Annotated in this window: 12 protein-coding genes; 5 read left to right on the top strand and 7 right to left on the bottom strand. The window is 40.9% G+C overall.

All coding sequences use genetic code 11. The features are described 5' to 3' along the window. Nucleotides 1-374: 374 nt before the first annotated feature. Both zds and CQ839_RS08895 read left to right on the top strand, forming a co-directional pair. Nucleotides 375-1,778: a 9,9'-di-cis-zeta-carotene desaturase gene (zds, locus tag CQ839_RS08900; RefSeq protein WP_103667917.1), complete on the top strand. Its 1,404-nt coding sequence runs from the start codon at nt 375-377 to the stop codon at nt 1,776-1,778. A gap of 43 nt (nt 1,779-1,821) precedes the next feature. Then, complete coding sequence (locus CQ839_RS08895) at nt 1,822-2,739, top strand: histone deacetylase (protein WP_103667916.1); 918 nt, start codon at nt 1,822-1,824, stop codon at nt 2,737-2,739. Here the strand turns inward: CQ839_RS08895 and CQ839_RS25480 are convergent. From CQ839_RS25480 to CQ839_RS08875, 4 genes are all read right to left on the bottom strand, one after another. Then, a complete protein-coding gene (locus CQ839_RS25480) occupies nt 2,734-4,050 on the bottom strand; it encodes a Uma2 family endonuclease (RefSeq protein ID WP_219817752.1) in 1,317 nt (438 codons plus the stop codon). The genes CQ839_RS08895 and CQ839_RS25480 overlap by 6 nt on opposite strands. Before the next feature lie 34 nt (nt 4,051-4,084). After that, nucleotides 4,085-5,380 (bottom strand): PrsW family glutamic-type intramembrane protease, encoded by a 1,296-nt coding sequence (locus CQ839_RS08885; RefSeq protein ID WP_103667915.1) that lies wholly within the window; start codon nt 5,378-5,380, stop codon nt 4,085-4,087. Between the two features lie 64 nt (nt 5,381-5,444). After that, complete coding sequence (bioD, locus tag CQ839_RS08880) at nt 5,445-6,149, bottom strand: dethiobiotin synthase (protein ID WP_103667914.1); 705 nt, start codon at nt 6,147-6,149, stop codon at nt 5,445-5,447. A gap of 104 nt (nt 6,150-6,253) precedes the next feature. Further along, nucleotides 6,254-6,478 (bottom strand): type II toxin-antitoxin system HicB family antitoxin, encoded by a 225-nt coding sequence (locus tag CQ839_RS08875; protein WP_103667913.1) that lies wholly within the window; start codon nt 6,476-6,478, stop codon nt 6,254-6,256. Between the two features lie 94 nt (nt 6,479-6,572). Between CQ839_RS08875 and CQ839_RS08870 the strand changes: the two genes are divergently transcribed. Beyond that, on the top strand, nt 6,573-8,552 hold the full coding sequence (locus CQ839_RS08870; RefSeq protein ID WP_103667912.1) for a DUF262 domain-containing protein: 1,980 nt from the start codon (nt 6,573-6,575) through the stop codon (nt 8,550-8,552). A gap of 153 nt (nt 8,553-8,705) precedes the next feature. Here CQ839_RS08870 and CQ839_RS08865 read toward each other — a convergent pair whose 3' ends face one another. The 3 genes from CQ839_RS08865 to CQ839_RS08855 all read right to left on the bottom strand — a co-directional run bounded on the left by CQ839_RS08865 (nt 8,706) and on the right by CQ839_RS08855 (nt 12,634). Further along, nucleotides 8,706-9,047: a hypothetical protein gene (locus CQ839_RS08865; RefSeq protein ID WP_103667911.1), complete on the bottom strand. Its 342-nt coding sequence runs from the start codon at nt 9,045-9,047 to the stop codon at nt 8,706-8,708. A 146-nt stretch (nt 9,048-9,193) separates the two neighbouring features. Further along, entirely contained in the window at nt 9,194-10,693 is a 1,500-nt protein-coding gene (gene trpE, locus CQ839_RS08860; RefSeq protein ID WP_103667910.1) for an anthranilate synthase component I, read from the bottom strand. Nucleotides 10,694-11,041: 348 nt separating this feature from the next. Next, the gene (locus CQ839_RS08855) at nt 11,042-12,634 is read right to left on the bottom strand and encodes an NAD(P)H-quinone oxidoreductase subunit 4 (protein WP_103667951.1); all 1,593 of its coding nucleotides are present in this window, start codon (nt 12,632-12,634) and stop codon (nt 11,042-11,044) included. A 324-nt stretch (nt 12,635-12,958) separates the two neighbouring features. Between CQ839_RS08855 and psbU the strand changes: the two genes are divergently transcribed. Together psbU and CQ839_RS08845 are read left to right on the top strand one after the other, a co-directional pair. Next, nucleotides 12,959-13,342, top strand: coding sequence for a photosystem II complex extrinsic protein PsbU (gene psbU / locus CQ839_RS08850; RefSeq protein WP_103667909.1), 384 nt, complete (start codon nt 12,959-12,961; stop codon nt 13,340-13,342). Nucleotides 13,343-13,507: 165 nt separating this feature from the next. Continuing rightward, on the top strand, nt 13,508-13,861 hold the full coding sequence (locus CQ839_RS08845) for a hypothetical protein (RefSeq protein ID WP_103667908.1): 354 nt from the start codon (nt 13,508-13,510) through the stop codon (nt 13,859-13,861). The last annotated feature ends 63 nt before the right edge of the window (nt 13,862-13,924 follow it).

The raw sequence follows: 13,924 nt of genomic DNA, 5'->3' as shown, positions 1-13,924 counted from the left end.
TGCCATTAATTAAATTGGGCGAGATTGTTTTGCTTTCCAGCTTAGATGTAGGGATTTGGTTGCATAGTTCTCAAGGCAATGGTGAACGCTTGGCTGTATGCCTCGCAGCAAAAAATGAGATTATTATTTATGCCGCAATTGCTGTTAGATAAATCGGGATCGATTTTATTAAACACAACTTTATATTCAAATTCGCTGCTCTCACTTATGGGGCTTTTCTTCTCTCATGGGTTAACTGCCCAGTGCCTTAGAAGATTGGTTGTCCGTCACAATCATTGAATATTCGTTTGTCTTGCTACTACCCCCCATAGAGCCAAACAAGATTACAATATGTTAAGCAAACATAATGACAGTAAAGATCCAGCAAACAAGACATGAAAGCAGCGATTATTGGTGCAGGCTTGGCGGGTATGAGTGCGGCAGTCGAACTCAGCGAGCAAGGCTATGAAGTAGAACTTTTTGAATCCCGCCCCTTTGTGGGTGGCAAAGTCAGCAGTTGGCGGGACAAAGACGGCAACCATATCGAGATGGGCTTGCATGTATTTTTTGGCTGCTATTACAACCTGTTTGCCCTCATGAAAAAAACAGGTGCATTCGAGCATCTCCGCCTCAAGGAACATACCCATATTTTCGTAAATCCAGGTGGTAAACAAGCAGCCCTTGATTTTCGTAACTTTGGCGGCGCACCCTTTCATGGGCTGAAGGCATTTGTCACCACAGGACAATTACCACTGAAGGACAAAATCCAAAATGCGATCGCGATCGGGCGGAGTCCATTGATTCGCGGCTTAGTCGATCATGTTGGTGCGATGAAAGAAATCCGCGCCCTTGATAATATCAGCTTCAAAGATTGGTTTTTGGGCATGGGTGGATCTCAAGCGAGCCTTGATCTGATGTGGGATGCGATCGCCTACGGTTTAGGCTTCATCGACTGCGAAAATATTTCCGCTAGATGTATGCTCACCATTTTCCAGTTTTTTGCATCGAGAACCGAAGCTTCGATTTTGAGAATGCTCGAAGGTTCACCCAACGATTTCTTGCATAAGCCCCTCGTTAAGCATATTGAAGCAAAAGGCGGCAAAATCCATTTGCGTCGTGGTGTGCGCGAAGTTCTCTTTGAGGGAGAAGGTGAAGATACTCGCGTTACAGGATTGATCATTGGCAAGGAAGACGGCGAAGAAATTGTGACGGCTGATGTGTATATCTGTGCCACTGACGTACCTGGAGTAAAGAGAATCATCCCTGAAAAATGGCGAGTTTGGTCGCAGTTTGACAATATCTATAAGCTGGATGCGGTGCCTGTAATTACGGTACAACTTCGCTTTGATGGCTGGGTAACAGATATTGATAATCTCCTCTATGCCATTAAAGTAGATTTCTCCACCTTTGCTGATCTGGCGATTACTAGCCCCACTGACTATTACAAAGAAGGAGAAGGTTCGTTATTGCAAGTCGTAATTACCCCTGCGGATGATTACATTAAGCTCAGCAATGAAGCGATCGTTGAGAAGATGATTGCTCAAGTCCATGAGATTTTCCCTTCCTCAAATAAGCTGAACGTCACTTGGTCAAGTGTAGTTAAACTGGCGCAGTCACTATATCGTGAAGCTCCAGGGCAAGATCCCTTCCGTCCCGATCAGGCTACACCTGTAAAGAATTTCTTTTTAGCAGGTAGCTACACTATGCAGGACTATATCGATAGTATGGAAGGCGCAACACTTTCAGGCAAGATGTGTGCGGCGGAAGTGATTAAGAGTAAGCAGTTAGCAAAAGTTTAGAAGAAAGAACCGTGCATTGCACGGTTCTTTTTTGGTAAAAACTATGGATTTACCACTGATCTATCATCCCAATTATGTCGCGCCGATCGCTAATACCAATCGATTCCCGATGGAAAAATTTCGCTTGCTCCATGAGATGCTGATAGTCGATGGGGTAGCGCGATTAGAGCAGTTTTTTACACCAGAGTTACCAGATTTAGAGGCGATCGCCTTAGTACATGATAGCGAATATGTTGACGCATATTGGACTGGGAATCTCGATCCTAAAGCTCAGCGCAGGATCGGATTACCTTGGAGTCCAGAGCTTGCCTATCGCACCAGAATCGCAGTGGGCGGCACATTATTAACTGCGCGGCTAGCCTTAGCACACGGCTTAGCTTGCAATACAGCAGGAGGAACGCATCATGCTTTCCCTAGCTATGGTTCAGGATTTTGTATATTTAATGATCTTGCGATCGCCTCGCGAGTATTGCTAAAAGAAGGACTGGTTAAAAAAATCCTGATCGTGGATCTGGATGTCCATCAAGGCGATGGCACGGCTCTTATTTTTCAGGATGAGCCAAATGTGTTTACCTTCTCAATGCACTGCCAGATTAATTTTCCATCGATTAAACAAATTAGCGATCGCGATGTACCTCTGCGCGAAGGAATGGAAGATGATGAATATTTACGCACTCTTGCTAATTATTTACCAGATTTATTAACCGAATTTCAGCCCGACTTAGTGCTTTACGATGCAGGAGTAGATCCACATATAGGCGATCGTCTTGGCAAATTGGCTCTCACAGATGCAGGTATATTTCGGCGCGACATGCAGGTTTTGAGTACTTGTATTTCTCAAGGTTTTCCCGTTGGCTGCGTGATCGGTGGTGGTTATTGCGAAGACATGCGATCGCTAGTTTATCGACATTCCCTCTTGCATCGAGCTGCTAGTGAGATCTATCGACAATACCGTCTATAGTGCTTGCTGAAATGCTTTGAGTGCAGATTTTGGTTCAGCCATCAATAAACAACGGGCAAGCAAAGCCAAATCGAGATTAGGCAAACATTCACTTTGTGCGATTGTCTCATAGCCATCCTCGCGTAATCGATAGATCGAAAACTTACCATCTTCCCAAAACCAAACTTCCTTTGTATTAAAGCGGCGATAACGTTCTAACTTCGTCACATTGCCACTCGTGAAAATCACCTCAATTGCCAAATCGCGATCGCCTAATTTATTTCCAAAACAAAAAGATAGATCTGGCTCAACGCTTGCTCCCTTGGTCTCTGACTCCAACGTTGCGCTACCCGTAGGAATAAAATCGATATCCTTTTCTGCAAAGTAAATCCCCAATAACATCGCGAGTAAATGCACGATGATTTCATGGGCAGCAGATGTGGTCATAATCTCGATAGTGCCGTCAAGATAATTAAGATGGATATTACGTGAATCACCGATTAAAGCAGAAAGTGTCTTAAATTCTTTCCATGAATAGCTGTTCGGAAAAACAAAGTGCTGAGTTTCCGTCTCTTTAGGTATCTTATCTAATTCTGTAGATTTTGCTGAAGCTTGGACTATCATAAGCTCTGACCAATTCAAGCGGTTTGGTAAAGAACTTCTACTAAATTCTATATGGATAACTCGACGTTTATTCTTATTTGTCGTTTTACTAGATGAATGTAGAAGTAATGGCTTCATGAGCATGATACCACCTTTTTTAAGCCTACAAACATTTTCAGATTGAGTTGTCCAATCAATGCTCTCAGGTCTGCAAATGCCTTTGTTATGTGATTTTGGGATAACTTTTAAAGCTCCATTTTCTTCATTTGTATCATCAAGATGAATACGAATTGTGAAATTGTCTTTTAATATTGCTATTGGCGGTTGAACAGAAAACTGATTTTGTTTGATTGTCCATGACTTAAATCCTTCAATATCAATCTTTTTATCTACTGAAATCGTCAAGTCCTGATGGTATGATACAAACCAATTTGAGCCCTCAGGTTTATCAAAGTATATAGACTTTACAACAAAAAATTCATTCCCAAATATCCCTGAAATTACTGAGTTGAGTTTGTCATTAAAAACTATATCAACTGATGCAGGTACTTCTTTAAAAAATTGTCTTATTGCAAATAAATCACTATTTTTACGAAAAGTTGGCTTAGAGCTATCAATCTGTGAAATGACTTGAAATAATTTATCTATTTCTTCGTCTTTAAAAATATTATCAATTACCGCAAATCCATCAAGCGCAATTCTTTCTTTGATGTCGGCTAGATTATTCATATATGAATTTTTCCAACTTTAACAGTTAATCTCACTATACCTTTGAAGAAAAACTATGGGCTTTGAGAATTGCAGCTACTAGAAATGCATAGGAAAGACCTCCCACTATTGCCAAAAGCCAAAAACTTACTAGGGCACTCGTATTCCAAAGGGCATGAAGCAAAGCCGAACTGAGATATCCAATCGTGAGAATTTGCCAGCGGAGAGAAGGCTTCATGATGCTCAGACCAATGAAATAGCCGAAATAACCGCTATATGCCATATGTCCCGCCACTGAGCCAAGCACACGAGGAATCAACAATTGCAACCCCGTAAGCTCGGCAATTTCTGAACTACCTGTTTGACTAATACTTTGAACAATACTCGGTACATATAGCCCCAGAGTTTCCGTCAATGTAAAACCCACTGCCGAAGCCGCGCCAATCAAAATTCCATCCAATGGCTCACTAATACCAAAACGCGATCGCCATTTCTTTCCCAATCGCAAACCCATAAACCAGAGCGCAAATACTGGCAAAGCCTTGAGCAACTCCTCCATTAAGCCCGCCCCAAAAAACATCGCAATCAAAACATTTATAAAGCTTACCTGCCCCGTCGGTGCAGTTCCTGGTAAGACCTTATAAAAGAACCAGAGAAAAATATTTAAAATCGGACTTCTGAGAATCGCAGCCGTAAATATCGCCGAACCTAAAATCACCCACCAAGGCTTATTCTTTCCACAAAGCTGATAGACGAAATAATAGGCTGCAAGGCTGATATATACAGAAATCGTTAGATTAAATAATTGCGGTTGCCCCAAAAAAGCAAACATCATCACCACAAAAAACACCGTTAAAATTCCTGGGAGGAGATAGGCTTTTTCCCAAAGATCATTACCCTTTGAGAAAATCGGTAATAGCTTAGTCAGTGTGATGCTTGTAATCTGCGATCGCGGACGCAGATTATAATTAGTTTCTAAAGTTGTTTCTGGACTAGCCTCTTGTTCAAAAACAAATTGGGGGCCATCTTTAGTTAACTGAATCCGATCGCCATGCTTGAGTGGATAGCAACTATATAAACGGCGATCATTAATAAATGTGCCATTGGCGCTGTCAAGATCACAAATTTCCCAACCCTCAAACTTTTGTCTTACAAAGATTGGACGAATCTCAGCATGGCGGCGCGACACTGAGCCATAAATATTGATATCGATCGCCACTTCACAAATAGGATCGCGCCCCAAAGTAATCGAGCGATCGCCCAAAGGCACGACAATTTCGCTGCGATCATGATTTTGGGGATCGGCAGAAATTTGCTTAAGAAAAGCTATAGAAGTAAGGCGATCATACATAGCCTCATTTATATCATTAGTAACGCACCTCACTATGCGATCGCCTTTACTAAATCGGACTTTACTAAATCAGAATTCTTTCTATATCTAACTCTGAAGCGGCAAGAGCAAGTTGCGAAATATCATGCAAATCCTTGACATAAGGCAAAATCCCCAAAACAGGAATAGAAGTGAGTCGCGAAATCATCTGCGGCGGTGCAAGTTCCTCAACCTCTTCGGTCGTATAAACTTGAGAACAGCTCAGCACAATTCCCCTTAGCTTCACCTTTTGCATATTTGCCAAAGCCACATTTGCGATCGCTTGAGAGATAGCGCCCAAGCGCACAGGCACAACTAAAATTGCCTCCAAAGCCCAATCTCGCGCCAAATCCGCCACGATATACTCATCCGTAATTGGCGAGCCTAAACCACCCATAGATTCAACTAATAAACATTCCTTTTGTTGTTGCAATTTTTGGAACTGCTGCCAAATCAATCCTAAATCAATGGGTTTCCCTTCTTTGTGAGCCGCGATCGCAGGTGCGATCGGCGTTTCAAAATACAAGGGCGTAATTTCTTCAAGGGTTTGTGAAAGCGAGAAAGTCTGGTTATAGAACTCGCGATCTCCTTCTCCTGATTGCAAAGGCTTATAAATACCAAGAGATTTACTAGGTTCGGTTGGAGATACATTGCGATCGCGATAGGTCAACCAATAGGCTGCCAAAGCCGCCGTTAATACAGTCTTGCCCACACCCGTATCACTTCCAACAATCAATAGAGGTTTTATCATTTAGTTAATATTCAGTAAAGTCTGGCTAAGTTCTATTTGTAATATTTATCAAGCTTAAATCTTAGTTTAGGAGATCGCCTTCACATGAGCAATTTCCCAATTAATCATTCTGAGATTTTGCCATAGTAATATGGTTTATACTTCGGTAATGGTTCATTCTTTTCGATCGCAAGCTCTATTAGAATTTCGATCAGTTCCTTAGCATTTTGCAGTGCTTCTGAATAGGTTTTGCCATGAGTGCAAGGTTGGTTGATGTTGGTAAAGTCTGGCAAGAAAACAACAAAGCATTTATCTTCATCAGACCATTGCAGTGTAATTGTATATTTCATTTAGTGATAATTTATATTATATGTATGATATTTTAGGATTCCTCAAGCTTTTCATGCAATTGATTTAAAGATAAAAACTTAGGGGTAGAGATTTATGCAGGCATCAGAAACAAAGTTACAACAAATTATTGAGGGAACTAAACAGTATGTTGTACCTTTGTTTCAGCGTCCCTATAGCTGGAAGAAATCAGAATGGCAAATGCTTTGGGATGATCTTATAGACTTATGTGAGTTGGAAACCCCACGAACTCATTTTATGGGTTCGATCGTGACGATGCCTACTAATTCCATACCTGAAGGAGTGAGTAAATACTTACTCATTGATGGACAACAAAGATTAACAACTATTTTCATTTTGCTTTGTGCTTTGCGAGATCATGCAATGCGCTCAGAGGAAAGTAAATTATCGGCAAAAATTGATGCTATTTTAACTAATCTTCACGAAGATGGCGTAGATTACTTTAAACTGCAACCAACACAAGTTGACCGAGAAATATTCCATAAATTGATTCAAGGTGATGAGCTAATTATAAATAGCTCAATCCTTGAATGTTATTCGTTTTTCTTTAAGAAAATCAAGCAATTCAATATTGATTTGCAACAACTTCAGAAAATCATCTGTAGTAGTCTCTCCATTGTTAGTGTTGTTCTTAGTGCTAATGATGATCCCTATCTTGTGTTTGAAAGCTTAAACGCCAAGGGAAGAGCTTTGACTCAAGCCGATTTGATTCGCAACTATTTCTTTATGCGAATTCATATAGAGCAGCAGGATTCAATCTATACAAAATATTGGCAACCAATGCAAGATTTGCTTGGAGAAAATTTAACGGAATATATTCGACATTATCTAACTAAACATGGAATTGATGTTAAACAAAGTGACATCTACTTTCAACTTAAGGAAAAAATTAGCCAGAGTGATGCATTATCACATTTACAAGATCTATATAAGTTTGCCGACTATTATTCTCGACTGCTATCTCCAGAAAGAGAAAGTAATTTAAAAATCAGAAAGCATTTAATACGAATCAATCGATTAGAAGTTGCAACTGTCTATCCATTTCTATTGAATTGCTATGATGAATGGAAGCAACTGCGAATATCCGAAAATGAATTTGTTGAAGTTTTTCGAGTTTTAGAAAATTTCCTGCTTCGCAGATTTGTTTGCAATGTTCAAACGAGGGGGCTAAACCGAATCTTTGCATTATTATATTCACAAGTTGCCAAAGAGGTTGATATTGCATCTGACTCATTTGTTGAGAGAGTTAAAATAGTTTTGCAGACTAAAGACTATCCAAAGGACGCGGAATTTAGAGAAAGACTGCTAGATGTAAAAATGTATGGCAGCAATCGTACTGAAAAGGCAAAGCTTATCCTAGAATCACTTGAAGAATCTTTCAGGCATAGAGAGCAAGTTAGTTTCGACAACCTGACGATTGAACATATTATGCCTCAAACCTTAAGTGATGTTTGGAAAGATAGACTAGGGCAGGACTGGCAAATTACCTATGATTTATTCATTCATACAATTGGCAATTTGACTCTTACAGCTTACAATGGTGAACTTTCTAATTCTGATTTTCTAACCAAGAAAAAAGAATATCAAAATAGTCATTTAGAATTAAATTCGTACTTCCAAAATCTAAACACATGGCGCAGAGAAGATATTGAATTTAGAGCTGAGAAATTAGCAGATTCAATCATAAATATATGGCAATACTTTGGAGATGATTCTCTTCAGCAAGATAAAAAAAGCTATATAACGGGAAGTACTCCTAAGTTGCTTCGTATGTTTGGAGAAGAATATTCTGTAAAAAGCTGGCGTGAGGTTCTAGAAACCACACTTAATTTACTAGCAGATCTTGAGCCAGAGCATTTCAAAGAAATTATGGAACAATTTCCTCGTTTGTTAGCATGGGAGCAAACGACTTTTAGAAGTCCAAGACAATTGAAAAATGGTGTTTACTTTGAATCCAACTTTTCAGCTAAAAATATCTATAGCCTTTGTCATAGAGCAATTGAAACAGCAGGTTTATCAATTCAAGATTGGTATGTTGAGACTATGAAACTCTAGCTTTATGTTAATGATAATGATCAATCCTTTACTCTCAACCGAAGATAGATTTAAACGATCGCTTATTAAAATCATAGTTATATCCGCAAGAGTTGATTAAGCCATGTTACAAACAGCGATCGCTAATCATCAAAGAGATAAATTTAGTGTTCGCTATTTATCTCTTTCTGCTCTTTTGCGTTCTAGTTCCGTTAGTCTCTGCTCTAAATCCATCTTGTCAGACTCAAACGAAATACTATAGCCAACTAAGCGATCGACCATTCTTTCCTGCTGCCGAGACTTCTCAAGTAATAGTTCTATATCTTCACGATCGCGTATTTGACTCTCTTGTAAATTGCGCTGAACGCTCGAAACCTGTTTAGTTTGCTCAACCAATAGCAAGATATCCTCGCGCAATAGCAAAATATCTTCGCGATCGCGAAGTTGGCTTTCTTGTAAATTTCGCTGTACTTGCAACATACCTGCAATAACAGCTTGCATTTCTTCAAAGGTCATGATGCTAGATTTATGCTTATTCCAAACTTAGATGATTTGATTTTACCTCAACAAAACTGGATGTTTTGCCATTAATTGCATCGGATAAATGCGATCGCCATTAATCTCAACTAATAGATTTGAGCGATCGCATTCTCATTTATTCACTATCCCAAACAGCGCAGAGACTCCAACATTCCCTTTGCTTTATTCAAGGTTTCTTGATATTCCTTCTCAGGATCAGAATCGGCAACCACACCAGCACCCGCCTGAACGCTTGCAGTTCCATCCTTCGTCACCATTGTCCGAATTGTGATGGCGGTGTTTAGCTGACCTTCAAAATCATAGTAACCATAGGCTCCAGCATAGGTTCCTCTGCGATCGCCTTCCAAGTTATGAATGATATCCATCGCTCGAATTTTTGGCGCACCGCTCACTGTCCCCGCAGGGAAGCAGGCCTGAAGTAAATCCCAAGCCGTTTTCTCTGGACGAATCTCTCCGACGACATTGCTGACAATGTGCATTACATGGGAATAAAGCTCAATGGACATTAACTCATCGACTTTCACCGTGCCACTTTTACAGACACGACCAAGATCGTTTCTGCCTAAATCCACCAGCATCACATGTTCAGCAACTTCCTTTGGATCAGCTAGCAAATCCTTTGCAAGTTCTGCATCTTCCGCAGGTGTCGCACCTCTAGGTCTTGTCCCTGCGATCGGGCGTAAAACTGTGCGTGAGATTCCATCGATCACTTCCGCCTTGACCATGATCTCAGGACTAGAGCCAATTAGCTGCCAATCCTTAAAGTTAAAAAATGCCATATAAGGCGAAGGGTTGACCACGCGCAAAGAGCGATACAAACTAAATGGCTCACCCTTAAACTCTGTTGTTAGTCGTTGCGAAAGGACGACTTGAAAAACATCTCCAGCCTTAATATGCTCCTTGCCCTGTTCTACAGCTTTGCAAAACTTCTCACGGGTGACATTGCTCGTATAACTTACAGGTGGCTGCAAGCGCGGATTTGTCCAAGTAATTGCGGTTTTTTGGCGATCTAGTGGCGATCGCAGTTTATCCACCAACACCTTCAAGCGATCGCAAGCCGATTTATACGCAGTTTCAGGAGACTCACCGTTACTCAAATCCGCATAGGCGATCGCCCAAATCTTGCGCTTGACCTGATCGAATACCAGCAAACTATCTACCTGCATCCATACACCGTCAGGAGTATCCCCCTCATGGCAAGAATAAACAGGTACTTTTGGCTCGATCCAATTAATTAATTCATATCCCCAATAACCAAACAATCCACCCAAACTCGGCGGCAACTCAGGTAAATGCACAGGTTTAATCGATGCAAGGCAATTATTTAAATGCTGAAACGGGTTCCCAACAAACTCTTTCATCGTGCCATCACGAAATGTCTGTGTGGTGCGATCGCCTCTAGCTTCTAATACCCATAGTGGATCGCAGCCCAGTAAACTATAACGCCCAAGTCTCTCGCCGCCCTCGACTGACTCTAATAAAAAGCTATAGGGTTGACCTTGACATACACGATACCAAGCCGAAACAGGCGTATCAAGATCCGCAACCAGTTCCATATACACAGGTACAAAGTTGCCCTGCTTAGCAAGCTCAATAAAGTCAGAATACTCAGGGAAAATCATGCGATCGGGATTTTAAAATAAATTGCTGCAACTAAATTAAGATTTTATCTTGGTTTTTAGCAATGCTTGACAAAAAGCTACTCAAAACCCAAAAGACAATAGGTGGCGCTTCGCGCCGCCTCTCGCAAAATAGAAGAAGCCTCGCTAAGCGAGACTTCTTTCAAAAAATTAAAGAGTAATACTAAAGCACAAAATGGCGTAGCCATTTTGTGCTTTTAAAACCCTTACTGGGTTTGGCTTTTAATTCACGAAAGTGTTGCCACACTTTTGTGAATTTGTATAAGAGGCGGCGCTTTTCGCCGCCTCTTATACAAAAAAAAGAAGGCTCGCTTAGCGAGCCTTCTTTTTCTATTTGCTTAAACTTGGTGCAGCTTGAGCCTGTAGACTTGCCAAACGTTTGTTATCACGTTTATTAGCTAGGGCAGGAACCGCATTACGTAGAGTTGTCGCTAACTGAGTCGTAGTCGAATCATAGATTTGAGTCACGATTTTGGGATAGAAGCCAATCCCAATAATTGGAATCAACAGACAAGTGATGATGAATACTTCACGAGGTTCTGCATCCACTAAATTTTGATGGGATGTAAGTTCAGTGTTTTCTTTACCGTAGAAAATTTCACGCAGCATTGAAAGTAAATATACGGGAGTTAAAATCACACCCACTGCCATCAGCAATAGAGCAATAACTTTAAACGTGCCGCTATAGGCATCGCTAGTGGCAAAACCGACAAAAATCATCACCTCCGCCACAAAACCACTCATCCCTGGCAAAGCTAGAGACGCAAGAGAGCAAGTGGTAAACATCGCAAAGATTTTTGGCATCTGCTGACCGACACCGCCCATTTCATCAAGGATCAAAGTATGAGTGCGATCGTAAGTTGCGCCGACTAGGAAAAATAAGCTCGCGCCAATTAGTCCATGCGAAATCATTTGCAACATTGCACCGCTAGTACCAAGATCGGTAAATGAGGCTAAACCGATCAAAACAAATCCCATGTGTGAGATCGAAGAATATGCAATTTTGCGTTTGAGACTGCGCTGAGCAAAAGAGGTAAGCGCCGCATAAATAATATTCACAATCCCCAGAATTACTAGGATCGGGGCAAAGTAAGCATGGGCTTCAGGTAACATGCCCGCATTCATCCGCATCAGAGCATAACCACCCATTTTTAGCAAAATGCCAGCGAGCAGCATGTGAACTGGTGCTGTTGCTTCACCATGAGCATCAGGTAGCCATGTATGCAAAGGAAAAATCGGTAACTTGACCCCATAGGAAATCAAGAATGCACCGTAGGCTAGCAGTTGGAAGGTAAGAGGATAGTTTTTATGAGCAAGTGCCGCCATATCAAAGGTAACGGTGTCGCCATAAAATGCCATCGCCAAACCAGCCACAAGGATAAACAGTGAACCGATCGCAGTGTAAAGAATAAACTTTGTGGCGGCATATAGGCGCTTATAGCCCCCCCAGATTGATAGCAAGAGGTAGACAGGGATTAGCTCTAATTCCCATGTTAGGAAAAACAGCAACATGTCCTGTACAGCGAATACGGCAATTTGTGCGCCGTACATTGATAGCAATAAAAAGTAAAATAAGCGCGGCTTCAGGGTGACAGGCCAGGATGCCAAGACTGCTAATGTGGTGATAAATCCAGTCAGCAATACCAAAGGCATCGAGAGTCCATCAACGCCCACTGACCAATTTAGCCCCAGTTGTGGAACCCATGCATAGCTCTCAACGAGCTGGAGGTTGGGGTTGCTGTAGTCATACTTTGTGCAGAAGGCATAGGCGATCGCCGCAAAGTCAATCAGTCCAACTACGAGTGCAAACCAACGAATGGTTTTGCCGTCACCTTTGTCTGGCACAAAGGCAACCACGAGGGACATAACTATGGGGAAGGCAATGATAAACGTGAGCCAAGGGAAGTTTTCGAGACTTAACATATTCAAAAGTAACCGTTGTAATAACCCACCCATTTTCTAGACAGTCATTTTACCTATGGTCACTTACCGACTCTGTAGTTGTTTATAGTTACTTAAACCTAGCCAATGACAATAAATTTTAGAATCCGACTGGGATCGTTGCAGGGCAAGGTATTAAGAATATTTAATTGAATTGGAAAGGATTTAATGATTATAAAGAAATGTTAACAAATAGAGATAATTGTTTACATATTCTCTATTTGCAAGACCTAAGGCTTTGGGTTTCCAATTTTCTGCTAATCTCGAAAGTGAATAAATTATTTTTTTAATAGAGAGATTTTAGGCATGAAAGCACTTATACGCTTTTCTGTTTTATTAGTGGCGATCGCGTCAATTTTGACAACTGGCTTTTTAGGTTCTTTTGGCAGTAACGCTGCATTTGCCGAAGAATTACCTACTACCAATTTTTACACGCAAGATCTTAGCAAAATCGACCTGAATAACGCTAATATCAACACTTTTCGTCAAGTACGTGGTATGTATCCCACCTTGGGGCGAATCATCATCGAAAATGCGCCTTACAACTCTTTAGATGACGTACTAAAAATTGCTGGATTAAATGAATCGCAAAAAGAACTGATCAAGTCAAATGCTGACAAGTTCACTCTGAAAAAGCCTGATGAATCCATGGGACGTGAGCGCATTAACAATGCTAACTACAGGTTGTAACTAAGTAAGAACTTTGCGTCGTCAATAAAAAAAGCAGCACAACGTGCTGCTTTTTTTATTGTTGAACATTATCGCGATCTCTATGGCGCTATATGTTGCTAAAATGTTACACAACGTAATATAAAGACAAATTCGACCAGATTTTAGAAAAATAGGTATAAATACATGGCTCTTTTCGGTTTATTTGGCAAAAAGGATAAAAAAGATAAATCTGAAAATACGGAATCTTCTTTCTTCCTAGATCAAGACTCGGCAAAAACCTTTGGTGACATTGACTACATGCGGACACCCAAAGCTGTCAGAAAGACATTCCCCACCGTTAATGGGGTTAAGGGTGCTGAAATTACAAGTGCCTTCACTGCAACTGAAAAAGTAGAAGATTCTAAAATTGAGCCCAAGAACAATGAGTCTTCTGAGCCAATTCCTCAATCTACATTTGAGCCAAAGAAACTCAATACTCGTGTAGATTCGAGCATGGATATCTTCCTAAACATGGCAAAAGATATCAAAAAGAAATAAACCCATAAAAAAAGAAGCGACGCTTTGCGTCGCTTCTTTTTTTATGGACTTCGGAAAACCGTC

The sequence above is a fragment of the Pseudanabaena sp. BC1403 genome (genome assembly GCF_002914585.1).
Lineage (GTDB): Bacteria > Cyanobacteriota > Cyanobacteriia > Pseudanabaenales > Pseudanabaenaceae > Pseudanabaena.
This window is presented reverse-complemented; position numbering and strand designations above follow the sequence as displayed.